At 44.0% G+C, this 24,761-nt stretch carries 29 protein-coding genes and 1 riboswitch; of the genes, 20 read left to right on the top strand and 9 right to left on the bottom strand.

Going from position 1 to position 24,761, the window contains the following annotated elements; translation table 11 throughout:
* Window positions 1-402: 402 nt before the first annotated feature.
* Window positions 403-506: riboswitch (TPP riboswitch) on the top strand.
* A gap of 41 nt (window positions 507-547) precedes the next feature.
* From BMX84_RS10245 to BMX84_RS10230, 4 genes are read left to right on the top strand one after another with little or no spacing between them, the layout of a single operon-like run.
* Window positions 548-1,177 (top strand): YkoF family thiamine/hydroxymethylpyrimidine-binding protein, encoded by a 630-nt coding sequence (locus BMX84_RS10245; RefSeq protein ID WP_091489434.1) that lies wholly within the window; start codon window positions 548-550, stop codon window positions 1,175-1,177.
* Window positions 1,174-1,761 carry an ECF transporter S component gene (locus BMX84_RS10240; protein ID WP_091489433.1) on the top strand — a complete coding sequence of 196 codons (588 nt, stop codon included), beginning with the start codon at window positions 1,174-1,176 and terminating at the stop codon, window positions 1,759-1,761. The genes BMX84_RS10245 and BMX84_RS10240 overlap by 4 nt, the downstream gene beginning before the upstream one ends.
* Window positions 1,754-3,220, top strand: a complete 1,467-nt coding sequence (locus BMX84_RS10235) for an ABC transporter ATP-binding protein (RefSeq protein ID WP_091489431.1) — start codon at window positions 1,754-1,756, stop codon at window positions 3,218-3,220. Before BMX84_RS10240 ends, BMX84_RS10235 begins: the two co-directional genes overlap by 8 nt.
* A complete protein-coding gene (locus BMX84_RS10230) occupies window positions 3,217-3,927 on the top strand; it encodes an energy-coupling factor transporter transmembrane component T family protein (protein ID WP_091489429.1) in 711 nt (236 codons plus the stop codon). Before BMX84_RS10235 ends, BMX84_RS10230 begins: the two co-directional genes overlap by 4 nt.
* 71 nt (window positions 3,928-3,998) lie before the next feature.
* On the opposite strand, the gene BMX84_RS10225 is transcribed toward BMX84_RS10230, so the two are convergent.
* A complete protein-coding gene (locus BMX84_RS10225; RefSeq protein WP_091489427.1) occupies window positions 3,999-4,196 on the bottom strand; it encodes a hypothetical protein in 198 nt (65 codons plus the stop codon).
* Window positions 4,197-4,352: 156 nt separating this feature from the next.
* On the bottom strand, window positions 4,353-4,967 hold the full coding sequence (locus tag BMX84_RS10220; protein ID WP_091489425.1) for a GNAT family N-acetyltransferase: 615 nt from the start codon (window positions 4,965-4,967) through the stop codon (window positions 4,353-4,355).
* Between the two features lie 396 nt (window positions 4,968-5,363).
* Here BMX84_RS10220 and rplM point away from each other — a divergent pair, with 396 nt between their 5' ends.
* From rplM to BMX84_RS10200, 5 genes are all read left to right on the top strand, one after another.
* The gene (gene rplM / locus BMX84_RS10215; RefSeq protein ID WP_091489436.1) at window positions 5,364-5,807 is read left to right on the top strand and encodes a 50S ribosomal protein L13; all 444 of its coding nucleotides are present in this window, start codon (window positions 5,364-5,366) and stop codon (window positions 5,805-5,807) included.
* A 13-nt stretch (window positions 5,808-5,820) separates the two neighbouring features.
* Window positions 5,821-6,213 (top strand): 30S ribosomal protein S9, encoded by a 393-nt coding sequence (gene rpsI, locus BMX84_RS10210; protein ID WP_091489423.1) that lies wholly within the window; start codon window positions 5,821-5,823, stop codon window positions 6,211-6,213.
* Between the two features lie 127 nt (window positions 6,214-6,340).
* Window positions 6,341-6,472: a hypothetical protein gene (locus tag BMX84_RS12800; RefSeq protein ID WP_281282311.1), complete on the top strand. Its 132-nt coding sequence runs from the start codon at window positions 6,341-6,343 to the stop codon at window positions 6,470-6,472.
* 344 nt (window positions 6,473-6,816) lie between these two features.
* Window positions 6,817-7,593, top strand: coding sequence for a TMEM164 family acyltransferase (locus BMX84_RS10205; RefSeq protein WP_091489422.1), 777 nt, complete (start codon window positions 6,817-6,819; stop codon window positions 7,591-7,593).
* Between the two features lie 190 nt (window positions 7,594-7,783).
* Window positions 7,784-8,266, top strand: a complete 483-nt coding sequence (locus BMX84_RS10200) for a nucleoside deaminase (RefSeq protein WP_091489420.1) — start codon at window positions 7,784-7,786, stop codon at window positions 8,264-8,266.
* A 178-nt stretch (window positions 8,267-8,444) separates the two neighbouring features.
* Here the strand turns inward: BMX84_RS10200 and BMX84_RS10195 are convergent, their stop codons facing one another.
* Window positions 8,445-8,876, bottom strand: coding sequence for an OsmC family protein (locus BMX84_RS10195; protein WP_091489419.1), 432 nt, complete (start codon window positions 8,874-8,876; stop codon window positions 8,445-8,447).
* Window positions 8,877-8,967: 91 nt separating this feature from the next.
* On the bottom strand, window positions 8,968-9,249 hold the full coding sequence (locus BMX84_RS10190) for a HesB/YadR/YfhF family protein (RefSeq protein WP_091489418.1): 282 nt from the start codon (window positions 9,247-9,249) through the stop codon (window positions 8,968-8,970).
* Between the two features lie 247 nt (window positions 9,250-9,496).
* Between BMX84_RS10190 and BMX84_RS10185 the strand changes: the two genes are divergently transcribed.
* The 7 genes from BMX84_RS10185 (at window position 9,497) to BMX84_RS10155 (ending at window position 14,542) form a co-directional block, all read left to right on the top strand.
* Complete coding sequence (locus BMX84_RS10185) at window positions 9,497-10,450, top strand: NAD-dependent epimerase/dehydratase family protein (RefSeq protein WP_091489417.1); 954 nt, start codon at window positions 9,497-9,499, stop codon at window positions 10,448-10,450.
* Between the two features lie 507 nt (window positions 10,451-10,957).
* Window positions 10,958-11,893 carry an ABC transporter ATP-binding protein gene (locus tag BMX84_RS10180; protein WP_091489416.1) on the top strand — a complete coding sequence of 312 codons (936 nt, stop codon included), beginning with the start codon at window positions 10,958-10,960 and terminating at the stop codon, window positions 11,891-11,893.
* Window positions 11,886-12,656 (top strand): ABC transporter permease, encoded by a 771-nt coding sequence (locus BMX84_RS10175; RefSeq protein WP_091489414.1) that lies wholly within the window; start codon window positions 11,886-11,888, stop codon window positions 12,654-12,656. Before BMX84_RS10180 ends, BMX84_RS10175 begins: the two co-directional genes overlap by 8 nt.
* A 106-nt stretch (window positions 12,657-12,762) precedes the next feature.
* Window positions 12,763-12,993 carry a type II toxin-antitoxin system PemI/MazE family antitoxin gene (gene mazE / locus BMX84_RS10170; RefSeq protein ID WP_091489413.1) on the top strand — a complete coding sequence of 77 codons (231 nt, stop codon included), beginning with the start codon at window positions 12,763-12,765 and terminating at the stop codon, window positions 12,991-12,993.
* Window positions 12,983-13,342, top strand: a complete 360-nt coding sequence (locus BMX84_RS10165) for a type II toxin-antitoxin system PemK/MazF family toxin (protein ID WP_091489411.1) — start codon at window positions 12,983-12,985, stop codon at window positions 13,340-13,342. Before mazE ends, BMX84_RS10165 begins: the two co-directional genes overlap by 11 nt.
* Before the next feature lie 222 nt (window positions 13,343-13,564).
* Window positions 13,565-14,011 carry a DUF4385 domain-containing protein gene (locus tag BMX84_RS10160; RefSeq protein WP_091489410.1) on the top strand — a complete coding sequence of 149 codons (447 nt, stop codon included), beginning with the start codon at window positions 13,565-13,567 and terminating at the stop codon, window positions 14,009-14,011.
* Between the two features lie 18 nt (window positions 14,012-14,029).
* Window positions 14,030-14,542: a hypothetical protein gene (locus BMX84_RS10155; protein WP_091489408.1), complete on the top strand. Its 513-nt coding sequence runs from the start codon at window positions 14,030-14,032 to the stop codon at window positions 14,540-14,542.
* A gap of 397 nt (window positions 14,543-14,939) precedes the next feature.
* Here BMX84_RS10155 and BMX84_RS10145 read toward each other — a convergent pair whose 3' ends face one another.
* Genes BMX84_RS10145 through selD form a run of 4 tightly spaced genes read right to left on the bottom strand, consistent with a single transcriptional unit; the run spans window position 14,940 to window position 18,582 of the window.
* Window positions 14,940-15,689 (bottom strand): DUF4336 domain-containing protein, encoded by a 750-nt coding sequence (locus BMX84_RS10145; RefSeq protein WP_091489405.1) that lies wholly within the window; start codon window positions 15,687-15,689, stop codon window positions 14,940-14,942.
* Between the two features lie 49 nt (window positions 15,690-15,738).
* Window positions 15,739-16,479, bottom strand: coding sequence for a type I methionyl aminopeptidase (gene map, locus BMX84_RS10140; RefSeq protein WP_091489403.1), 741 nt, complete (start codon window positions 16,477-16,479; stop codon window positions 15,739-15,741).
* Window positions 16,476-17,528, bottom strand: coding sequence for a tRNA 2-selenouridine(34) synthase MnmH (gene mnmH / locus BMX84_RS10135; RefSeq protein ID WP_091489402.1), 1,053 nt, complete (start codon window positions 17,526-17,528; stop codon window positions 16,476-16,478). The genes map and mnmH overlap by 4 nt, the downstream gene beginning before the upstream one ends.
* 13 nt (window positions 17,529-17,541) lie before the next feature.
* Window positions 17,542-18,582, bottom strand: a complete 1,041-nt coding sequence (selD, locus tag BMX84_RS10130) for a selenide, water dikinase SelD (protein WP_091489400.1) — start codon at window positions 18,580-18,582, stop codon at window positions 17,542-17,544.
* 593 nt (window positions 18,583-19,175) lie between these two features.
* Between selD and BMX84_RS10125 the strand changes: the two genes are divergently transcribed.
* From BMX84_RS10125 to BMX84_RS12540, 4 genes are all read left to right on the top strand, one after another.
* Window positions 19,176-19,907, top strand: coding sequence for a LytR/AlgR family response regulator transcription factor (locus BMX84_RS10125; protein WP_177165544.1), 732 nt, complete (start codon window positions 19,176-19,178; stop codon window positions 19,905-19,907).
* Complete coding sequence (locus tag BMX84_RS10120; RefSeq protein ID WP_091489397.1) at window positions 19,900-20,622, top strand: sensor histidine kinase; 723 nt, start codon at window positions 19,900-19,902, stop codon at window positions 20,620-20,622. The genes BMX84_RS10125 and BMX84_RS10120 overlap by 8 nt, the downstream gene beginning before the upstream one ends.
* Before the next feature lie 69 nt (window positions 20,623-20,691).
* The gene (locus tag BMX84_RS10115) at window positions 20,692-22,509 is read left to right on the top strand and encodes an ATP-binding cassette domain-containing protein (RefSeq protein WP_091489395.1); all 1,818 of its coding nucleotides are present in this window, start codon (window positions 20,692-20,694) and stop codon (window positions 22,507-22,509) included.
* Between the two features lie 902 nt (window positions 22,510-23,411).
* Complete coding sequence (locus BMX84_RS12540) at window positions 23,412-24,335, top strand: ABC transporter ATP-binding protein (protein ID WP_246119138.1); 924 nt, start codon at window positions 23,412-23,414, stop codon at window positions 24,333-24,335.
* A gap of 252 nt (window positions 24,336-24,587) precedes the next feature.
* Here the strand turns inward: BMX84_RS12540 and BMX84_RS10105 are convergent.
* On the bottom strand, window positions 24,588-24,761 hold a 174-nt coding region (locus tag BMX84_RS10105; protein ID WP_177165542.1), incomplete at its 5' end, for an IS3 family transposase.

The raw sequence follows: 24,761 nt of genomic DNA, 5'->3' as shown, positions 1-24,761 counted from the left end.
TTGAGTGATGCTATATAGGTGCAATATCGGTAAGCTCAAAGAAAAATGGATTTGAGTGATGCCAGATAAGGGCTACATCGGCAAGCCCAAGGAAAATCAGATTTGAGTGATGCCAGATATGTGCCATATCGGTAAGCCCAAGGAAAAATGGAATTGAGTGGTGCCAGATAGATGCTGCACCGGCAAACTGATAAAGGAAATCTATTGAGTGATGCTATATCGGTCCAGTATCGGTAAACTCAAGTAAAAACTCAACTTGGGTAAATCCAATAAGGTCTGGATCAGGCGACGCCTGATCCTTCAGCTTGTATAGCGCTGGTGAATTGCTCGGATGTTTAAAAGTTTGTGTTGCGTTTTCAAGTTCAGCCTGTTATAGTCTTCATGTACCAAAAAAAATTAAATACGAATGATCCTGGGAGTCTTTTCAAGAAGGCTGAGAGTGATGTATATCAGACCAGTAACCTGATCAGCGTAATGGCTGCGTAGGGAGATCTATATATTGATGGCTCTTTCCTATGGATTTTTTTCGTTAGGAGGAGTTTTTTTCATGTCAAAAAACTATGTCAACTACGGAAAATGTTCTGCTGGAAAGCCTGGTTCCACTATGGGAATCACAGGCGCGCGATTCAATCTGTCACCGATGAGTGATGATTTTGTCGCGATTATTCTAGATGCAATAAAGCACGTCGATTTATCGAAAGTATGGTCCGAGACCGATCATATTTCAACGGTCTATCGCGGAAAAGAAGAAGCGGTTTTCGATGCATTGAAAGCCGCGTATGTGTATGCCTACAGAGAAGGCGTGCACATGACGCTGGAAGCAACGGTTTCCAAAGGGTGCCCTGGAGACAGCGACAGCGATTATACGCTCGCACTCGAAAATCCAAAAGTTAATAATAAACAAACGCAGGACATCGATTTTCCGGTCATTGGGAAATTTGCCCTGTATCCGATGGGCTCCGACAATTATATGGGCACGATCGAAAAGGTCGTCAACGAAGGTATCGACCGCGGTGTCGTGACAGGTTCCGGTCACTACGGGACCAACTTAGGTGGAAGCGTTCAGGACGTCTTTGACTACCTGGAATACGTCTCAAACACTGTCGGCAAGGAAGTCAGTCACTATGTCAGCCAGTTCACTCTCCTCTGCAACGTACCGGAAGGAGAAGTCAAATGAATAAAAACAAACTGACCCTGCGTGACTATTTGCTGATGGCCATGATTTCTGTATTGTTCGGGATCATCTATCTTCTGGCTGTCTATGCCGGCACCGCTTTGACGACAGTACTGACGCCTATGGGCTTAGGGATACTGGGTTATGAACCGTTTTACGGCATCTGGTTCATGGCGGCGATCATCACGACCTATCTCATCCGGAAACCTGTCGTCGGGATCGTGACCGAAGTGATCGCGGCATTGATCGAAGTCCTTTTAGGCAACATGTTCGGTGTCATGGTCTTGGTCTCTGCCTTTATCCAGGGTGTGGGTGTGGAGCTGCCGTTCACCTTTACTAGATATGAAAAGTATTCTTATCGAATCACCATGCTTTCTGCGTTTTCTGCCACATTGCTGTCCTTTCTCTGGACAGGTTTCAGAAGCAACTACCTGGCCATGGACTGGCGGATCGTTGCGGCGATATTCGTGGTCCGCTTACTGAGCTCGTTATTCTTTACAGGCTATCTGTCCAAGCTCATCTGTGACAAACTGGATGAAGCCGGCATTTTGAATCAGAACCTTGATACTGGTGAGGTCAATGAGTAAGCCGACCTTATCTGTTAAAGACTTGTCCTTTCAGATCGGTGGGAAAAAGCGTCTGGATTCGGTCAGTTTTGACCTGTTTCCCGGTGAAATCATCCTGCTCTGCGGAGGAAGCGGCAGCGGGAAAAGTACCCTGGCCAATGTCATCAACGGCTATTTTCCGGAAAACGGCGGGAAACAGATCGTTTCGCAGATCAAAATCAATGATGAAGACGTCCATCACCAGTCGGTCGTGGAACGGTCACGATCCGTCCGTACGATTTTCCAGCATGCCCGCTTGTCTTTCAGTATGAAGACCCTGCGTGAAGAGATGGTCTTCTGTCTGGAAAACAGCCGTGTCGATGCAGGAGAAATGGACGATATCATCGAAGAAAAAGCCGGACACTTCAACCTGACGTATCTGCTGGACCGGTCCTTTGATGATTTGTCTGGCGGTGAGCTGCAGCGTGCGGCCTTTGTCTGTGCAGATCTGGTGGATGTCCCTTTATACATCATGGATGAACCGTTCGCAAATGTGGACGAAGACACGATGCAGGACTATATCCGCTACATGAAAGAACTGACGGATAAAGGTAAAGCGATCATCATCATCGATCACCATATCAAACGGTGGAAGTGGGTCGACCGCTGGCTCATGCTCGATGACAAGCAGCAGCTCCATGACTTGTCACTGATCGATTCAGAAGAACGGCAGAACAGACTTCTGACTGAGGCGGGGCTCCTTGTGGAAGAAATGTCCATGCCAGAAAGAAATAAAGCGTCGGAAGAGATCCTTTTGGAGCTGGACAAGGTATCGATTTACCACGAAAAAACAGTCAGGAAGTCGCTTTTCAGAAAAGAGAAGCAGCGCAACACCCTGATCGAAGAAGCGGAGTTCAACTTGAATAAAGGCTCGCTGACAGCTCTGGTTGGACCGAGCGGTATAGGGAAGACGTCGCTTTTCAAGGCCATTTTGAATGTGTCGCCTTATACCGGGGAGATCCGCCTTAACGGGCAGAGTGTGAAGACGCAGAAGCCAAAAAATCTGTATGCCCGGATCGGTCTGGTGTTCCAGGATCCGTCCCTGCAGTTCGTCAAAACCAACGTAGTGGATGAACTGGCGTTGAGTCTCACGTCCTGGGAACTGGCTCAAGAGGAAGAAGCGAAAAGCCAGGCTGAAGACATCCTGGATCAGCACCACTTTGAGGATAAAGCGGGACAGTCGCCCTGGCTGTTGAGTCAGGGACAGCAGCGCCGCCTGGCTGTCCTATGCATGACGGTCGGAGAGCAGGATTTACTTTTGATCGACGAACCGACATATGGCCAGGATGCCAGAAACGGGAAGAAGATCATGGACACACTGCATGAACTCTGCGAGAAAGGTGTGACCTGTCTGTTTACCAGCCATGACCGCGAACTGGTGGATGCCTATGCCAGCCAGATCTATGAAATCAAAGAAAAGAAAGTGAGGCGGGTAAGGTGATCGATGGGATCAATCCAACAGTAAAAACCATTGGGATACTTGCCGCCTCGATCCTGCTGGGCCTGACGTTCAGGTGGGAAATCAATCTCATCGTTGCCCTGCTTTGCGTTTTCTTTCTATTGACGTCCAGCCGAACAGATCCGGCAACGCTGCTGAAAGCCATGCTGCCGATCGCGCTGATTTCGCTCAGCTATTTCTTTACCGGCTGGCTGTTCAGTTCAGAACAGGCGCAGTTCGCGGCCTCAAACAGTGCAGCAGTGTCAGCCGGGGGGATAGACGTGATCAACGGTCTGACTCTCGGGACGCGTATCCTGTCCTTTGCCATGCTGGGCATCAGCTACAGTCTGACCACAGATGCCAAGGAACTGGTGGCCAGTTTCATCCAGCAGGCTAAGATGCCGATGAAAATGGGCTATGCCGTGTTGACAGCGATCAATCTGACCTCGCTGATCCAAAGAGAACACGAGAACTCCAAACTGGCTCTTCAAGTACGGAACATACCGGTCAAGCCGTTTGATACGAAACCGCTGTTCACGATGCTGGTCCGCATGATCCGCTGGTCCGAACGGCTGTCTCTGTCCATGGAGTCCAAAGGTTTCAGCGAAGACCGTGCGATGCAGCTGCAGATAACCGTCAAAGCCAAAGACATCCTCTTTGCAGTCGGACTGCCTGCCATGATCGTGGCTTTGGGATTCATTTTTGTATAAATAAATCAACAGGAACACCTTCTGGAATTTTCCGGAGGGTGTTCCTTTATGTGAATATGTAAAGCGAGTTCTTACAGCTTTCTGGGTAGAGGGTCGTTCACAGGTTCACTCTGACTCACCAGATGCTTATTGATGCTTTCCAGTAAAAAGATGACCCTGAATAAAATACCGACCAGAATGCCAATGCCTATTACTATGCCGAAGTCTCCTATGAAAAATAAAACATAAGTAAGTAAAACTGAAATGAAAATAGACAGTATCAGGTACAAACTGATTCCTCCTTTTTTAATGTTATATGAAATATATAAATAAAGTATAACATTAATACAAGGGTGCTAAAGGATTTAAAATAGGTGGATCACAAAAAGTCGTTCGTCACCGGGAGGGATCCTTTGACAACGAACGACTATACATTGAATACAGTTTTATTTTGAACCAGAATAGGCCTTCTCGTTCTCGACGAATTCTTCCACCGTCAAGCCGAGCTTCAAATCGTTGTAGTAGTGGCCGTTCATATAAATGGAGCGTCTGACGCTTCCTTCAACAACGAAGCCGACATTTTCATGCATTTTCTGGGAAGCGAGGTTTCCTTCGATGCAGCCCGAATTGCATTTCTGAAGTCTTTGTTCGAAAAATGCGTACCGCAAGACAATACGAATGGCTTCTTGGGCATACCCGTTGTTTCTGAAAGGCCGGTAGATGCGGATACCAAAACTGAAGGTGCCGTTCTTCATATCGATCGAATTGAGATAGATGGCTCCGACATGCTCGCCCTCTAGATTATCGATGGCAAACATAATACCCTTCTCAAAGTCTTTATAGTCGATCCATTCAGCGACGTCGGCTTTATCCATTTCGAGACTTTTGGGTGCCTCGACACCCCAGTTCATCAGTCTGAAACCGTTACTGTCACGCGTTTCTTCGTTTCTTAACAGGGCGTCCGATTCTTTCATCGCCCGCAGCTGGACGCGGTCGCCTTTCCAGAAATCAAAATCCATATCTTTGAAAATGAAATACCTTGAACACCATTCGTTCGACATTTTTTATACCCCTTTCTCGAGCGATTAAATAGTTGAAGAAGAAAAGCAGCACATTACATGAAGTACATTGTACAATCATTCTACCATACTTATAGAGAATAGAAGTCATATAAGGCTGATATATAAGGGTGAAAAGACATTTAAGAAACGGCGTACAAGGCAATAAATCAGGAGAGAAGAAAAAAGATTTTTTTAAAATAACGGTTGACTTTTCACCGTATTCGCGGTAAGCTATTAGACGGTATTGTTTGCCGCCACTACAGGCCTCGGAAACTTGTTATTGGAACAAACAACGAAGACTTTCTCATATACTTTTTTTAACGGTACTAAAGAAGATAGGGAAAGCAACAATTAGTGAATTTGAAACTTGAAAAAGAAAATTTGGAGGTTAAGATCGTGCGTACAACATTTATGGCTAACGAAAGCAACATCGAACGTAAATGGTATGTCGTCGACGCTGCAGATATTCCTTTGGGACGTCTGTCAACTGTCGTAGCATCTATTTTACGCGGTAAAAACAAACCTACGTATACACCACACGTTGACACGGGTGACCATGTGATCGTAGTAAACGCATCAGAAGTTAAATTAACAGGTAAAAAAGCAAGCGACAAGATTTATTCTCGTCACTCAGGACACCCAGGTGGCTTGAAACAGGTATCTGCTGGTACTATGCGTGCCCAAAAACCTGAACGTTTAATCGAAACATCAATCAAAGGTATGCTTCCTCATAACGCTTTAGGACGCAAACAGCTTAAAAAATTACACGTATTCGCTGGACCTGAGCACAACAACCAAGCTCAGCAGCCAGAAGTACTAGACATCACTAACTTAATTTAAGGAGGGACATCCATTGGCACAAGTACAATATTTCGGAACTGGTCGTCGTAAAAACTCGACAGCTCGTGTAATCATGACTCCAGGTTCTGGTAAAATCACATTTAACAAAAAAGATATTACTGAATATTTAAACTTTGAACACTTGCACTTAATCGTTAGACAGCCTCTAGCTGTTACTGATACAGTAGAAAGCTATGACATTAGAATCAATGTTAGTGGCGGAGGATTTGCAGGACAAGCAGGCGCTGCTCGTCACGGAATCGCTCGTGCATTGTTACAAGTAGACCCTGATTTCCGCGGCCCACTTAAAGCTGCTGGTTTATTAACACGTGACCCACGTATGGTTGAACGTAAAAAACCAGGTCTTAAGAAAGCCCGTAAATCTCCACAATTCTCAAAACGTTAAGCTTACATTTTGCGAATATCAAAAGAACTCCTTTTCGAAGGGGTTCTTTTTTTAGTCATGAGACAATAGCTCTCTCCATGTGTTGAAATTAAAAGAAATAGACTCAGTAGTAAAAGGCGGTGGAAATATGAATGCAAAAGAAAAGATGTTAGAAGTCATTAAAAAGAAACAACAAAGTGGCGGCGGAAGAGATATCCAAAGCGATACACCAAAAAACGATCGAAAGTTCATGCGAAAAGCTCCGATCATTTTTAAATAAACAAGCCTTATAGAATAACCGAGACACTTTCCTTCTGGAAGGTGTTTTTTTAATGCATATATCGAAAACTGAAACTGTTTAAACGCATATAGTCACAGAGTTTCTCAGGTTCTTTCAGTCAAATATTTATGCGTTACTTCTGCAATAGTGCCGTTTCGGCAGCTATAATGTGATATTATTTTAAAAACCGGATAAGAATGATAGTATATACTAAACGAAACTGTTAAATAAAGAAGCCTTATCCTGTCTAGGAATAGAGGTTTTTATAAACACTTAATCGTTCCATAAGTGAAGTAGATGAGTTTCATTTTCGGTCCATGTAATGTCGAGAGGTGGGAAGGAATATGCAGGCGCAGTTTGAGATGTGGAGCCCATTTCATTATTTCATGATGATTTTTCCATTCGTACTTGCGGCAGTCTTATATAAAATGACACAGAAAAAAACCTTTGCTGTAAAACGACGCGTTGCCATAGTGTTGGGGATCATCCTCGTCCTCATACTAGCCGCCAGACAGATCTACATTTTCAATAATGACGGTTTAGGCCCGGAAGTTTTTCCCTTTCAGGTCTGTCACTTTGCCAATATTCTGCTGCTTATCGTTGCGATCAACCCTAATCTTCGAGTGACGGCTGCGATCGCCTGGTGCTTGAATGTTCCCGCCGGTCTGGTATCCGTCGTGTTTGCCGATGGGCTGGAAAACTACAGTAATGTCCTCAATACTCAAGGACTTGCCTATATTTCAGGACATATGCTGATCGTAACGACGGGACTGTATTTGTTGTTGACCAGGATGATCCAAATCGACTGGCGAGAACTTTTGAAGGCGTATGAAGTTTTAGCGGTGCTCTATGTGCTGTCGGTCGTAGTGAACAACTGGTTCGTCGCTATTTTCGATGAAAAGTCCAATTACTTTTACAGCTATGCGCCGGAAGCGGGGACGCCATTAGAAGACTTATACAACCTCGGCTCCACTATCGAAGCATTCGGTCTTACATTCAACCCAGTCTACCTTTTGTCTCTGGCAGTTGTCGGAGCTGCGGTCATGTTCCTAATGTATCTACTGGCGAAACTGCGCTATATCAAGCATGATTCCAGCGTTCAAAGGAAACTGGCTAACTGAATTTACGAGAACCCTTTTGAAGGAGCGATTGCAATGCAGGAGCAATCAGCAAACGGACGAATCGACACGGTTTCAAAAGTCATCGCCGCTTCGCCGCATGATCGGGCGTTGCTCTATCCGAAGATACTATAGGTGAATAGTTTGAAAATGATAAGAGTCACTGATATTAAAGCGAAAGGAACGATCAGATATGATCAATGAAACAGATATGAAGCACTTGAAACGGTGTGTGGAACTGGCCAGAATTGCATTGACCAAAGAAAATGAACCGTTCGGGTCCATACTGGTTTCTGAAAGCGGAGAGGTGTTGTTTGAAGACCATAACCGTGTGGCAGGCGGCGATCAGACCAAGCATCCAGAGTTTGCCATCGCACGTTGGGCAGCCAGCTACATGACACCTGAGGAAAGAAGTAAGGCGACGGTCTACACATCCGGTGAACACTGTCCGATGTGTGCCGCAGCTCATGCTTGGGTAGGTCTGGACCGGATCGTTTACGCGAGTTCATCCAAGCAGCTGCAGGAGTGGAAGGCTGAATGGGATGCACCCCAGTCGCCGATATATAACCTTTCTATTCAGGAAGTGATCCGGGTTGCAGAAGTGGACGGACCGGTTCCGGAACTGGCAGAAGAAGTAAAAGAACTGCACCGACAGTCTCAGGAAAGAAACACTTAAATACCTGATTGCAGGGAAGCGAAAAGGTGACCACCGGCGAAAATGGGTGGTCACCTTTTACGATATTACTACTTCTTCTTTGCAGGCATGCTCATCAGATTTATGAGTGGTTTTTGCTTTAAAGGGTTAGACGTCATGAAAGTTATCCTTCTGTCAACTCTAGTAGAATAGGAGGAGTTTAATTGAGTTCAGGGGTATCTTTTCCGTTCAGTACAAGATTCAATGTCACGTCGGCCTTCAGTGAATGACGGACTGAGCAGTATTTTTCTTCGCTTTTACGGAAAGCTCCCCAGACGCGTTCAGCGGGGACATCCCCTTCCACGTACAGTGTAATTGCGATGTCGGTAAAGTATTTAGGGTGTTCATCGTTTTGTGTGCCGTCTGCCTCTACTCGAAAAGACAGGATCTCTCCATTATCAACGGAACGCCGGAGCATGGCCAGTGTATCCATGGAAATACAGCCGGACATGGCACCTAAAAGAGCGGCCATTGGGGTGACGCCTTTTTCATCTCCGCCCACTTTAGGACTCGTATCCATTTTAAATGTATTGCCTTTATCGTCGCCGGCGACTAAGCTCATTTTTCCTTCCCAAATCGTTTCCACTAACATTTTATATCCTCCAATAGTTGTAGTCGAATGACCTGATAAACCAGTATGAACAGTTCTTTTTTCTTCTGAATCGAAAGGATTCGTTCAGTCATTATTCTGTTTTGTACATGGGTTCATTGAATTCTCTATCTAAACTTATATGAACATCCTTATAGTCAAATAACCATTCATCACCTTCCTCAATAAAGTAAGTGACGTCATTTACGGTTGTGTTAACATTTGACTGATGAGGAACGGCAGGTTCAATACCGACAGTGATCCCTGTGTTACTCCCTCTAGTCAACTTAGGGAAAAAGCGAATACCGTTTTCAGACCCTACATAGATATTCTCTTCAAACCAGGTAACGGCATCTTGACCGATTTCGATTTTCATGACAAAGCTCTCCTTTAATTAATCCTTTATTAGAGCATTTTATATGATTTTACAGTTAAATTCTAACATGTAGTACTTCAAATGCCTAACTATTGAGACTCTCCTAAATAGAATGGCGGGACTAAGGAGTTGTCAGAGCTACATCGTTTCCCTTGAGTGAGAGGTATGGTAAGATTTAACTATTAACCAGTGAAAAATCGGACGGAAAGCACTTCATTTATTACATAATCTACAGGGAGGCTAAAACATGAAAGTCGTTGTTATTGGTGGAAGCGGACATATCGGGACATACTTAGTACCCAAACTGGTCAGAGAAGATCATCAAGTCGTTATGGTGAGCCGCGGGAAAAGTGAACCGTATACTCGGGATTGGGCTTGGGACAAAGCCGAACATGTCGCGCTGGATCGCAGCGAGGACCCGGATTTCTCAAAGAAAATCGCAGAGATGAATGCCGATGTGGTGATCGATCTGATCTGTTTCAAACTGGACGAGGTCAAAGAGATGGTGGAGGCGCTGAAAGAGACGGACCTCTCGCATTACTTATACTGCTCGACGATCTGGACGCACGGACGGACAGAAACGATTCCAGTCGATCCAAAAGGGGAGAAATATCCGCTCGATGAATACGGCAGACAGAAATATGAAAGCGAGCAGTACTTACTGCATGAATACCGCGTCAACGGCTTCCCGGCAACAATGATCAGTCCGGGACAAATCTGCGGGCCTGGCTGGTCGATCATCACTCCTTTAGGATACGGCGACGACAGTGTCTTCCAGACAATCGCGGACGGAAAAGAAATCAATCTGCCTAACTTGGGGATGGAGACCCTGCACCCGGTACACGCTGAAGATGTGGCCCAGCTGTTCGTGGCTGCGATGAATCACCGGATCCAGGCTCTCGGTGAGAATTTCTATGCCGTGTCAGAAGATTCTCTGACACTTTACGGTTATGCCATGGCCATGTACCGTTTCTTTGGACAGGAACCTAAAGTCGGTTTCTTGTTATGGGACAAGTGGAGCGAGCATGTAGCAGACGAAAAACAAGTAAATGTTGCCTATCTCCATTTAGCCCGCAGCGGACACTTCAGCATCGACAATGCCAGAAAACTGCTTGATTTCCAGCCGCGATACACAGCTACCCAAGTGGTGGAAGCAAGTGTTCAGAGCTATATCGACAGAGGGATTGTTACTATGGATTGACAGGATTTGACGGGAAAGCGGCAGTCGGATAGCTTGCTTTCTGTCTGAAGAGGTGTAAAAACGCATATTAGAACATGTTCTTACACTTTTGAGCGACATAAGTGGTTGCAATACAGTTATTAGAACAAGTTAATCTCTCCTTTTAGAAATAAGTTGTTCCAATAATCCTGTCGAACCCATTTTTGCTAGATAAAAGAGCATTTTACAGCTGATTTGGATCCGGACTATTGAATAAAGTCTTCGAAAACAAAGCAAAGAATGAAAAAGTCCAGAACATCCTTCCCTGAGAAGTCTGTTCTGGGCTTTTATTATTGAAAATCGCCATTAAAACACTGAGAATCGGATAGATACATTGAGTCTAACGGTGAAAAGAGTTATTCTGTAAGATGGCAGCTGATTTTTCTGATAAATGTGCTAACTAAAAATAAGCCGAATTATGCTATAATAGAAATCGAGTGTTTTTGAATACAGCGGAAAAACAAGAAAGTAACTAAGGAGATAAATTAGATGACTTATGCACTAGAAATCAAAGATTTGAAAAAAGTCTATAAAGGGGGGGTGAGAGCCTTGCGCGGGATCGACTTGACGGTTGAAGAAGGGGACTTTTATGCCCTTTTGGGTCCAAATGGTGCCGGGAAGTCGACCACCATCGGAATCGTCACGTCACTCGTCAATAAGACTTCTGGAAATGTAAAGGTATTCGACTACGATATAGATACGGATTTGACACGTGCCAAGCAGCAGATTGGTCTGGTCCCTCAGGAATTCAACTTCAATCCCTTTGAAACGGTCCAGCAGATCGTCGTCAATCAGGCAGGCTACTACGGTGTGCCGCGTAAAGAGGCCCTGAAGCGCAGCGAAAAGTATCTGAAACAGTCTGACCTATGGGAAAAACGCGATGTCCGCGCCCGTATGCTGTCAGGTGGGATGAAGCGCCGTCTGATGATCGCCCGTGCACTGATGCACGAACCGCGTTTACTTATCCTTGACGAACCGACAGCCGGCGTGGATATCGAACTGCGTCGTGAGATGTGGGACTTTCTAAGAGAGTTGAACAATAGTGGTACGACGATCATCCTGACCACGCACTATCTGGAAGAAGCTGAGATGCTCTGCCGTAACATCGGGATCATCAGAGCCGGTGAACTGATCGAAGACACGAGCATGAAGAGCCTGCTGTCAAAACTCATGTTTGAGACCTTTATCCTGGATCTGGATACATCAGGACAAGTCCCTGAAATCACAGGTTATCCGAGTGAAATGGTCGATGAGTCGACCCTTCATGTTGAAGTCGAGCGTAACCAGGGGATCAACGATGTGTTTGAACAGCTGTCCCAACAGGACATCAAAGTCTTGTCCATGCGCAACAAGTCCAACCGACTGGAAGAGCTGTTCCTGAAGATCACCGAAGAAAATGATCAAGTGGAGGGTGCCCATGTTTAATCTATATTACACAGCATTAAAAAGTCTGGCCGTTAAAGAAACCAACCGATATCTGCGAATCTGGGTACAGACGCTGGTTCCACCGGTCATCACGACATCTTTGTACTTTATCATCTTCGGTAACCTGATCGGCGGCCGGATCGGACAGATGGAAGGTTTCTCCTATATGGAGTTCATCGTTCCCGGACTAATCATGATGTCTGTGATCACGAGCTCTTATTCCAATGTCTCGTCCTCCTTCTTCTCACAGAAGTTTCAGAAAAACATTGAAGAGCTGCTGATCGCACCTGTACCGACACACGTGATCATGTGGGGCTTCGTGGTCGGCGGGCTAGGTCGGAGTATCCTGGTCGGGACACTTGTGACCATCATTTCCCTGTTCTTTGTTCCTCTGCAGGCCTATTCATGGGTCATGATCATCGTAACGCTGTTGATGACGTCTATTCTGTTCTCACTCGCAGGGTTACTCAACGGCATCTTTGCCCAGTCCTTTGACGACGTCTCGATCGTACCGACCTTCGTCCTGCAGCCGTTGACTTATCTTGGCGGGGTGTTTTACTCCATCTCGATGCTGCCGCCGTTCTGGCGTGCCGTTTCACGCGTCAATCCGATCGTCTACATGATCTCTGGCTTCCGCTACGGCTTCCTTGGCATCATCGATGTACCGATCCTGTTGTCCATGGGTATACTCGTGATATTCATCGTGGTCCTCTACGCCATCGACTGGTATCTGATTGAAACTGGTCGTGGACTGAGAAGCTGATTTAGTAGAGCTCAGTTAATAAACCTTTATTTGTGGAAACTACAGCATTCATTGTAATGGGTAGTAATTACATGTTATAATACAGGTGATAAAGGGAGGTCATACTATGTCATCAATAAAAGCCCGTAAACAGGGGAACTCGATAATGATTACTCTTCCCAGCGCTTTAGGTATCAAAGAAGGCGAAGAATTTTTCATCATCAAAAAAGATAATGGTGCTATCGCGCTCATCCCTAAAGAGGAAGACCATTTCAAAGATGTATCAGAAGGCGAATACGATATGCCCGAGTTAGATGCTGGGTATGTTCCAAGCGAAGGAGAACTCGATGACATATAGTCCAAGACAACGTGATATCGTGTTTATAGACTTCGATCCTTCTAAAGGGTACGAGATTAAGAAAAGACGACCTGCACTTGTATTAAGTAGAAATGAGTATAATATAAGTACGAACATGGTCATTGTTTGTCCGATTACATCAACAGACAAAGATCATCCCTTCCTAGTTAAAATAACTTCCGAAAAGCTACCTTCTAAGTCAACCAGTAAGGTTAATACAAACCAGGTTTACTCATTGGACTATAGTGAAAGAGCAAAAAGAAATATTCAGTTTGTAGAAAATATGGAAGAAGAACAGTTTTACCGCATTGCTCAAAAATTCATGCATAATTTTGCATTTAAGTTTTAACAAAGATTTCCAAAAATTAAGCAATCAAAAAATACGTTCTCCACTTCAGTAACAGAAAGACTTACTGAAGTGGGAACGTGTTTTTTTTAGTTATTATCTGAGCTTCTTGTATCTTTAGATGGATAGTAATAGGGAACCGGTGAAGTCTTATGCTATGATAAGAATAAGTAAATGAGACAGCTTGCATTCCTACGAAGAGAAAAAAGGAAAGAGGCGAGGACTATGGCATTCGACTACGATCTGGATTTTGACACCATCGATTTTCGTGAGCAGCCGGAACTTTATATAGTGGGCAGAGGCGAGCAGGGCGTGCTGATGGTTGAGCCATATAAAAGCGAGATCCTTCCGAACTGGCGCTTCAAGACCCCTGACATTGCAAAGGAATCTTCCGATAAAATCTATCAGATGTACCTGGATTATAAAGAAGCCGGGGACTTTGTCGGGATGGATATGGCAAGAAAATATCTCCAGATGGGCTATACACGTGCGCGCCGCTACGCCAACTATAAAGGCGGCAGGAAGTACGACGAGAACGGTGAAGTCAAAGAAAGACAGATCGACGAAGAAAAGGCAGAATCAGCGGCCATCTTTGAAGAGAAGTGGATCATCGTCAGAGAAGACGAAGAATATCTACAAATGAAGAAAGAGCATCAGAAAAAGTATGGGTAACTAAGGAGGAGGCATCGTATGAAACTAAAGCTTATTGCTGCAGCACTATCATTTATCTTAGTGCTCTCACTGGGTGCGTGTTCTGACACAAATGGAACGAACAATGAGATGAATGAGGCGGATAACGAACAGAACGAAACGACGAATCCTTCTTCCGACGAGTCCTATCCTGAACCACCTAATTTAACTATCCATGCCGACGGAGAAATGTTCAGCGCCGTGATGGGTACATACAGCTGGACGATCGACAACGAAGACGGCACGCAGACATCGGTCGAAGCAGATTCCGCTTCACCGCCAGAACTGGTCACCACGACCGATCCGATACAAGTCACTGAAGACACAACGGTCACGCTCGACTTTGAAGAAGAACCAGAAAGCTATACTGTGAGGATATGGGATGAAGACAACACTATTCTAAGTGAGTCGGATGAAGTCGATCTGTCAGGCGAAGGAGAAGTTATCTACGAAGTCTGGGCGCAGTGGCCACAAGGAACGGCCAGTTATGCTTTTTCTTTAAGTATTGACTAGACACTCCTTGATAACGGAACAGAAAAAAGTGTTTTGATACGTAACCGTGTCATGGTATACTGTCACCTTATGTATGCAAGAAAGTTACAGTATAGTCTCCGACTATTCAAATGATACGGAGGTGTTAAGAAGTGAAGAAAGATGGACGATCGACCAGATCAATGACTTTGTAAATAAAAATTCAGACAGCAGATTACTCTCGACAGAGTTTACGGGATTTTCTCAAAGGTTAGAATTCAGATGTGCCTGTGGCAATACGTTTGAGAAAACATTAACGAAATTCAAAAATAAGAATCAGCGTAAATGCGACGTGTGTGAACCGCCGAAAGAGTCGCGTTAAAAATAGAATATAAATAATAAAATGCCTGTTTCTCAAAAAGAGAAGCAGGCATTTTTTCTATTTGTCCAGCCATCTGAAGGCCCGCTTGAGTTCTTCGGTCCCGTTCTTATCGTACCAGTGGCCATGGGCGAGGATGATTTTCTCGGGCTGCCAGCTGAGCATCCGTTTATAACATTCTCGGGCCTGATCTTTTTGTCCGGCAAAGGTCATGCGCAGATCGATGGGCGTCTTGCCGTCTGGATAGGCGATGCCGGCCAGTTTGTACAGGTTTCTCAAAAATATATTTGAAGTGCGTTTGGGTTCGAAGTTCTCGATCAGATCAGTGAGGATCAGCGTTCGGCTCTGCTTATGGAAAAAGACGACTTCTTCGAGTGCTCGACTCCCTTTGAAAATAAGCTGATCGATCTCGTCTGACCAGTGAGAAGGCGCGTCATCTTTTAAAGGACGATCGAAGGTTGTCTCGATATTTTGGGATTCGGCCCGTTTCTCGACACCGGGGCTCGACCAAGCTGTGGCATCCGGGTACTGCTCTTTCCATTCCGCGATATAGGCGTAGTGGATTTTATTCGGAGAAACGAGATGTTTCACTTCGCCTAACGCATCGATCTCTTGAAACAGATGCTCGTCAGGATCGATCGGAGAATGGATCCACAGCGACTGGTCCTTCAGCTTCACGACCGTCATGCGTGTGGAAAAAGGCAAACCAAATCCCAGCATATCCATTTTGATGATATTCCCGTCTGCGATCCAGATATCTGGACTGACTTCTTTCAATGTGTTTAGAGGTTCATATATGGGTACAGACATTGGATCCACTCCTTTTACGGTTGTGATCAGATTATGCCACCCAAGAATATCAGGCCGTCGTGAGTATCGGTCCGTCGCTTGTCACAATAATGGTATGTTCGTACTGGGCAACATAACTTTCATCAGTCAGGAACGTCCATCCGTCGTCTGACTGGAAAACGTCCTCTTCGAGCGTGGAGACAAAGGGCTCAAAGGCGATGACCATGCCATCCTCCAGGACGACATCGTCATACTTCGTGTAGAAGTTGAAAATGTGGTCGGGTTTCTCATGAATCGACCGCCCGACACCGTGTCCAGTCAGGTTTTTTATCACAGTCAACCCGTTCTGCTTAGCCGTCTCATGCACGGCTTTTCCGAGCGCGCTGGTCTTAGCACCGGGTTTCACTTTTGAAAGTCCCGCTTCAAAGGCTTCTTTTGCCACATCACAGATCATTTTGAGTCCGGGGTGTCCGTTGCCGACGACAAAGGAAATGCCGGTATCCGCAAAATAGCCGTTCTTGGATCCGGAAACATCGATATTGACCAGATCGCCTTCTTCGATGACCCGGTCGCCGGGGATGCCGTGGGCGACTGCTTCGTTCACACTGATACAGGTGAAACCAGGGAAATCATAGATCTGTTTGGGCGCTGACTGGGCACCGGCTTCTTCGAACAGTCTGCCAGCCAGCTCGTCGAGTTCTTTCGTCGTTATGCCAGGTACAGTCTTTTCGACCAGTGTATCTCTGATGCTTCCGCAGATTTTACCGATGGCTTTCAGCCCGTTGAAATCTTCTTCTGTTTTTGCGATCATTCGACGCCCTCACTTTTTCTGTCCTGACTTTCAGCAGAAAGAAACTGTTTCACTTTTTCCTTAGCTTCTTCAACTGACAGACCATCGATCGATGTGATCAGCTCTTCATCACAGGCAGTGGAATGCGAGTAGCGCGGGTCATAGTAATAAGTCAGAAGGTTCTTCACGACTTCCGGATATTCTCTGTTTTCTAAAGCTTCTTCGATCGCATGGGCCACCGGTGTATGGATACGGCGCTTGATGCCGTGAAAGGCTTCTACAACGTCTTCATGATAGTCAGAAGGAGAGTAGTCACTCAAAATATTCTTGACCCGTTCTTCGACCGGAAGCTCGATAAACAGCTGGGGACTCGTTTCCTTGTGCTGATAGAAACGGTCTGGGATCATGATTTTACCGATGCGTGGGCTCTCGCCTTCGATAAGGATATAAGGTTGGTCCTGATATTCCAGGAGTGCCTCGCCTAAAAGCAGATTGAACATACGCTGGTTGTTCGGTTCGAGACCGATACCGCCGAAGATCGAGCCGCGGTGAGCAGCCATGCCTTCGAGATCTATGATGGGATAACCTTCGTCTTTTAGCTGATGAAGGATATGCGTTTTCCCGTTACCGGTATGGCCATTCAAGACGTACAGGGGCGGCAGCGGCAGTGTGTTCAGCTGTTCTTTCATCCAGTTGCGATAGCCTCGGATGCCGCCTTTCAGACGATTGACTTTAACGTTCATCAGGTTGTTGACGGTCGCAGCCGTCTTACTGCGCATACCGCCGCGCCAGCAGAACACTGTGACCGGTGTGCCGAGCTGCTTGAATTCCTTGATAAAGGCCGGCAGTTTTTTCGAAAAGATCTCCAGTCCCAGTTCCTTTGCGGCGTCCTGACCTTCGTGTTTATAGGTCGTCCCGACTTGTGCCCGTTCCTCGTTTGAGAAAAGGGGGATGTTGATGGCGCCTGGAATCGTTGCTTCTTCAAATTCCTTTGGTGACCGGACATCGACCAGCGTATGATCCTGTTGTTTTAAATGATAAAGTTCTTCTGGTGTAACATCTTTAAACATAGTATATCCTTTCTTATTTTACGTAAGTATGACCGGGTTCCCCGTCAGAGACTTCTCCAATGAGCTTCGCATCGATGCCTTTATCCTGCAGTGACTTTAAAAGTGCCGGAGCATCTTCTTCGCCAATAGCCATAAGCAGTCCGCCGGAGGTCACCGCATCTGCTAGAATGACTTGGTCGATCTCGTCTAACAGTTCATCAAAGTGAACAGCATCTTTCACATGTTTAAGATTGTTTTTAGACCCGCCGGGAATAACGCCCTGGTCAGCCAGTTCTCTGACACGCGGCAGGACTGGGACATCAGCTTTAGTGATCGTGATCGCCTGGTGGCTTTCCGTTGCCATTTCAGTCAAGTGGCCTAAAAGTCCAAAGCCGGTGACGTCTGTACAGGCATGCACGTCATAGTCTTTCATGACTTCCGCCGCAGTTCTGTTCAGTGTGGCCATGACGTTGGTGACACGTTTTGTTTCATTTTCAGATAACAGCCCGCGTTTGATTGCGGTGGTTGAAATACCCACGCCGATCGGTTTAGTTAAGATCAGTTTGTCGCCTTTTTTTGCGCCGGCATTGGTGAGGATGCAATCGGGATGAATCGTTCCGGTGACGGATAGTCCGAATTTCGGTTCCTTGTCATCGATCGAGTGACCGCCGACCAAGTTACAGTCTGCTTCCTGCACCTTGTCGCTGGCCCCGCGCAGAATCTCTGTCAAAATCGCTTTGTCCAGGTCAAAGATAGGGAAAGCCACGATGTTCAGCGCTGTGATCGGCGTGCCGCCCATGGCATAGACATCACTCAGGGCATTCGCCGCAGCGACTTGTCCAAAGTCATAGGGGTCATCAACGATGGGTGTGAAGAAATCCAGTGTCTGAACGATCGCCAGGTCATCAGTCAGTTTGTAAACACCCGCGTCATCGCCGGTATCTACACCGACAAGCAGGTTCGGGTCCTTTTTCTGTACAGGCAGGTCAAGCAGGACCTCGTGCAGTTCAGTCGGCCCGATTTTGCAGCCGCAGCCGCCTTTAGTCGTCAATGTGGTTAATTTCACTTTATTCATGTATTTATCCTTCTTTCATATAGATACTCTACTTCCTATTTTACCACGCATAACGGTGTTCTGTACGGGTAGAATGGGATTTCTTTAATAGTTGAAGAATTAGAGCGATGACAATACAATTACAGCAGATATCGGCAATCCCAAGCTGAAATATGATTGAGTAGTGCTAAGTAGGGCCGACATCGGCAAACCCAGTATGAAAATAGAAGTGGGCGATGCTAAATAGAGCAATCATCGGCAAACTCAGACTAAAACATGAGTGAGCAGTGCTAAGAAGGACACATATCGGTAAGCTCAAGCCAAAATAAACATGAGTGAGGCCAGATAGGTGCTATATCGGTAAACCCAAGGAAAATTAGATTTGAGTGATGCTATGTTGCCCAGATTTCGGTGAACTCAACGAAAGTATTCGGCGAGCAGTGCTAAAATGGATGCGATTAGGCATCAAAGCCTAATCGTTCACTTTGACAAAGAGTGGATGAAAGATAACATAGTCCAGTGAAATCTTCTTTTTACTGGATTCAAAATGATTGCTATGTTGTGTTAAACTAATGAATAAGATAACAGGAAAGAACCATAGTGGAGGTGCACAGATGCCGAATGAATTACATATTGCTGTAGTGGATGATGAAGCGATTCAAATCGATACGATGAAATCATTAATTCACAACGCAGCTAAGGAATTGAATATCTTAGTCAAAGTAGAGGAGTTCTCCAGTGGCGAAGCTTTTTTATTTGAGCTGGAAGATCATCCTAACCTGGATATCGTTTTTCTAGATATCGAGATGAAACAAGTGGATGGTCTGGATGTGGCTAAGAAAATCAGAGAAACGGATCAGAACCTCACGATCGTATTTGCCACAGCCTTCGCAGAATACGCGGTTCAGGGGTATGACGTCCAGGCACTGGATTACCTGCTTAAACCGATCAAAACTGATCATTTAGTGCGCGTCTTCAAGCGGCACCTCGACAGAAAACCTAACTCAAAAGAATCTCTTACGATCGAATCAAGAGGAGAGGTCTCTAAAGTTTATCTTGAAGACATCTTGTACGTGGAAGTGAATAAACGGGAATGTGACATTCATGTAGTTGATAAAGTTCTGACAGTAAATGAAACACTCAAAGAATTAGCCGACCGGTTCAACGATGACTTCGTGCAGACGCACCGGAGTTATCTTGTCAATATAGCCCATATGAGTCGTCTGCTTAACAGAGATGTGGAACTGACGAATGGCGAAAGTGTACCGGTCTCCAGACGATTAGCCAAAGAGGTTCAAGAGAAATTCGTTGCGCATTATAAAGGAACGGTGTTTTATAATGACTAACTGGATATGGATCGGTCTATTTACAGGACTTATTACACTGTTTCTATTTGTTTACTATAGACAGAAAAAGGCGATCAACTATTTTAAAATTCAGGAACAGGAACTGGATCAGTATGCGGTCGAAGTGGAGTCGATATACAGCCAGATGCGGGGCATTCGGCATGACTACCGCAATCATCTTCAAGTAATGAACACGTTAATGAATGACCGGCGGACTGATGAGCTGGATGCCTATATCAAGCAGTTGAATAATGAGTTGAATCAGGTAGATACCATTATTCAAACCGGTAACACAATGATCGATGCCATCGTTAATACGAAACTGACATCCGCGAAAAATAGAGGGATCGAACTGTTCGCTACAGCGATCGCTCCAAAAACACTTTTTCTTGAACACGTGGACTTAGCAATTATACTAGGAAATTTACTTAATAATGCCATCGAGGCAACGAGCAGAGAATCAAGTCAGCAGGAGGACCGTTTTATCCGTCTGTACATCGCTCCAATGAAAAATACACTCTATATCAGTGTCACCAACACGATGGTCGAGAATCCTAAACCCTCATTTATGTCATTGAAACGTGTCAACAGAAGAGGCTATGGCCTTACCAGGATCAACCAAGCTGTCGAGAAGTACGAGGGCATCGTGAACCGGAAGTGGGAAGAAGGCGTCTTTGCGACAGAAGTGACTTTGCCGCTTAAGAACCATTCGTGACAAAAATAGAACCATTCATACACTTCTAAGTTAGAAGTGTATTTTTTTAGGTAAGATGAAGGTGAGGTGATGGAAATGAGGGAAAAAGGAAGACATCTAAAAATATTATTAAAGGAATTATACGAGTTTAAACCCATGATTTTTATCGCTATTATCATGAACATAGTGGTGAGCGCTGCTCTACCGTTACTGCAATTACTTTTATCAGCTCAAGTTATCGAGTGGCTGATGAATGAAGTAACTATTCAGGACTATTTAACTCGATTGCTTTTATTTGTTGCACTGGTTGGGTTTGCACACACTATTCACAACTATCTCGACATCTATTTTGAAGAAAACAATGAACACTTTAGATTTGTCATGATGAACAAGATAAAAAAGGAATACCTGACACTGGATTATCCTTTATTGATAGGTAAAGAAGCTCGAGAGCGTTATAATAATGCGAATGAACTGACCGACAATTATGGTTCTTTATTTGCACGTATTAGTGGAGAAATAACAGATTTAGGCAGCTCTATACTTGGTGTGGTCCTTTATATCAGTATTTTGAGTCAGCTGGAATCACTGTTTATTGTTTTTGTTGGTCTGTTTGTTCTTGTGGTGATTGTCTTTAACGTATTACAAAATAAAATTGACAAAAAACTATTCAAATCCAAAGCAGCGAACACACAGAAGCTACGCTACTTAAAAAAAGTATACGGAGAGCATCGGATTACCAAAGATATAAGAATATTTAAAATGAAGAACTGGTTTGATCGGTCAGAAGAACAAACTATAAACTCTTACCATAATATTCTCAGGCCAAAAGTGAAGCTGAGTTGGACAGAAAGTGCGTTTATAAATGTAGGTATTCTTGGCTTATCTGCATTATCTTATATTCGAAGCGTTCAGTTAATAACAATGGGAGCAATTCCTGTTTCAAGTTTTGTGGTTTTTGCTGGTTCCGTTACTATTTTAGCTCAGACCATCATTACTCTAGTAAATGCTTTTGGGAAAATAAACACAAGTCTCAATGAGACAGAAAATTATGAAAGATTCATGTTTCAAAAAACAGTATATAATCATGGAAAAGGCAGTGAAGTACCGGACATAGGTCTGTCGATCGAACTAAAGAATGTGACATACACCTATCCAAACAATGATCAAGCTACAATTAATAATGTCTCACTGATGATTCAGCCCTATGAAAATCTGGCTATTGTCGGTGAAAACGGTGCAGGGAAATCGACCTTGATCAATTTGATATCTGGCTTAATCAAACCAGACTCTGGAGAAATATTAATTAACGGGACTCCACAGAGCGAATTTAATATTTCAAAGTACTATTCTTTGTTTGCTCCGGTTTTTCAGGAGAAATTTTTATTGACTTACTCAATTAGAGAAACTATTATTCAAGGAATTGATTTTGATGAGGAGAGATACAACCATGTATTGAGAAATAGTGGAGTCGAAAAAATCATTCAACAATTTGAAAACGGCGATGAAACGAAAATCGTACGAGTTGTTTATCCGGATGGCGTCACTCTTTCTGGGGGGCAGCTACAGAAAATAAAACTTGCTCAGGCTCTTTATAAAAATTCTCCCGTCCTACTTCTTGATGAACCTACGGCTGCACTTGATCCAATTGCCGAACATCAAGTTTATACAGATTATTTTCAGTTTTCTAAAGATAAGTTGTCTATTTTTATTTCACACAGACTCTCATCTACCCGTTTTTGCGATCGAATCATCTATATTAAAAATGGAGAGATTACTGAAACTGGCACACATGATCAATTGATGGATGAACAAAAAGATTACTATACGCTTTACGAAGCACAGGCATATTATTATAAACAAGATAAAGAGGAGCACGAAACTGTAGTTACAGGGGGGATAGTCTAATGGGAACAGTCGATACATTTAAACGCGCAATCACTGATTTATTTGTAATGGGAAAAAAGTACTATGCCTTATTTTTTCTACAATCCTTAGCCAGATACAGCCTGCCTTTTATCGGATTTATATATATGACACGTATTGTAGCTGCTCTAACCAATGACAACTGGTCTCTTCTGCCACAATATATAGCACAGTACTTGATTATTTTACTGTTTTTACAATTGATTAGTGCTTTCTTGCAACCGCTGGTGAATAACGAAAGTTCTTTATTTACCAGAATAATGTTTGCCATGCCGAACAAAAAAATGCTTTCTATGCAATACCAGTATGCGGAGAGTTCAGAAGTTAGAGAACAACTGGAAATGATTAATCGTAACATGCAGAGCAGTCAGTCCTCTCTTCCCATAATCCACGTTAGGATTCGAAATATAATACCTAAAATCATTACTGTTATTTGGGGACTTATCTTGCTGTTTCCATTATTCAGTATAAATAGGGGGCAATTACCTGAGGAATTCTGGTGGCTGCACCCTGCGCTTATACTTTCAGGTTTTATTGTATTGCTTGCTATAACTATAAGTATCCAAATAAAAACCTCTAAAATTTCGAGTAAATCTTTCGCAGAAATGATGGGGAAACTGAAACATTTTAATGCTATGTTTTCATACGAAGACACTATTTTAGAAGACGTTCAATCGGGTAAAGAAATAAGACTCTATGACCTATCAAAAAAAATGACTTCTACAATCGATTCGGAAAGTATTTACGTCCGACAATTAATAACTGCAAACTATAAGCGTTTCAGGAAAATCTATTTATCGACAGCTAGTTTATTTCAGACGATGAATTACATGATATATGCCTATATAGGTATATTGGTTTTAGTAGGGACTCTGCCAGTGGCGATGATTATTCAACTTTCAGGCGCGCTTAGTCAGATGGTTTCTGCTTTGCCCGATTTTATCCAGCAAACGATGATGATATTTTCTTCCCCTGAGGATTTAAAAGAATTTTATGCTTTCATGGACTTGCCTAACGAAGAAGTGGTCGGCAGTTTGCCTGTTGAAAAGAGACTGGATAATGAGTACGAGTTTGATATCAGAAACCTTTCCTTTGCCTATCCTGGTTCTGAAGAGTTGGTACTGAAGAATATTTCAGAGACATTTGAGGTCGGGAAGAAATATGCCATTGTCGGAGAAAACGGATCTGGAAAAACGACCTTTATAAAATTACTGACTCGCCTATACGAACCAACAACTGGCACGATTAAAATGAATAAAATCGATACGAAAAAGTATGACTTAAGAGAATACTTCAATTTATTCGGTGTGGTTTTCCAGGACTATCACTTGGTTGGTTTCTCTCTGGGACAAAATATTTCAGTTACACCGACCTATGATAAAGACCGGGTGATGATGACTTTGGATAAAGTGGGACTAGGCGAATTTGTCAGAAACTTGCCTAAACAACTGGATACCTATCTTGGCACGGAATTCGACGATTCAGGTGTGAATGTGTCTGGTGGTCAGGAGCAGAAATTGGCAATTGCCCGTTCACTATATAAAGACGCCCCAGTTATGATTCTGGACGAACCGACTGCCGCACTCGATCCGTTGACTGAATTTGAAATTTATCAGAACTTTGATAATCTGGTCGAAGACAAGACAGCCTTCTATATTTCTCATAGACTATCCAGCTCTAAGTTCTGTGATGAAATACTGGTCTTTGACAAGGGGGAGATCATACAGCGCGGGACGCATCAGGACTTAGTTAAAGAAGAAGGGAAGTACCAAGAACTGTGGAGTGCCCAGGCACAGTACTATCAGTAAAGACGAAAGTACTTCAGAATTAGCAAAAAAGAATCTCTCTATAGAGGTTCTTTTTTGCTATTTACGCTTAAGTTGGTATTACGTCAATATCTTGGACACGATTTAAGAGAATTTCTTAATGAAACATGGACCCGTTTTGAGGCCTCAAGGTTTCGGTAAACGTTCTAACCGCTGACGCTTTTTAGAACATTTACCGAAACCATGAGGAAAGCTAAAGTCTTTCTATTTAACCGTCCTATGATTCCGTCTAACTTAAATGACTGCTTGATCTAAGTATCCTTGCTCAATGGCTAGGGGCGTTCGGTTCCCAAGTGCCGAGTGGATTCTCTTCCGATTGTAGAAGGCTTCAATGTATTGAAATAATTCTCTATAAGCCGTATCGAAATCAGGATAATTCTTTTGATAAACTTCTTCCTTTTTTACGAT

The organism is Alkalibacterium putridalgicola, assembly GCF_900109825.1.
Lineage (GTDB): Bacteria > Bacillota > Bacilli > Lactobacillales > Carnobacteriaceae_A > Alkalibacterium > Alkalibacterium putridalgicola.
Note: the sequence above shows the minus strand (reverse complement) of the source record. Positions and strands in the feature narration are given on the sequence as shown.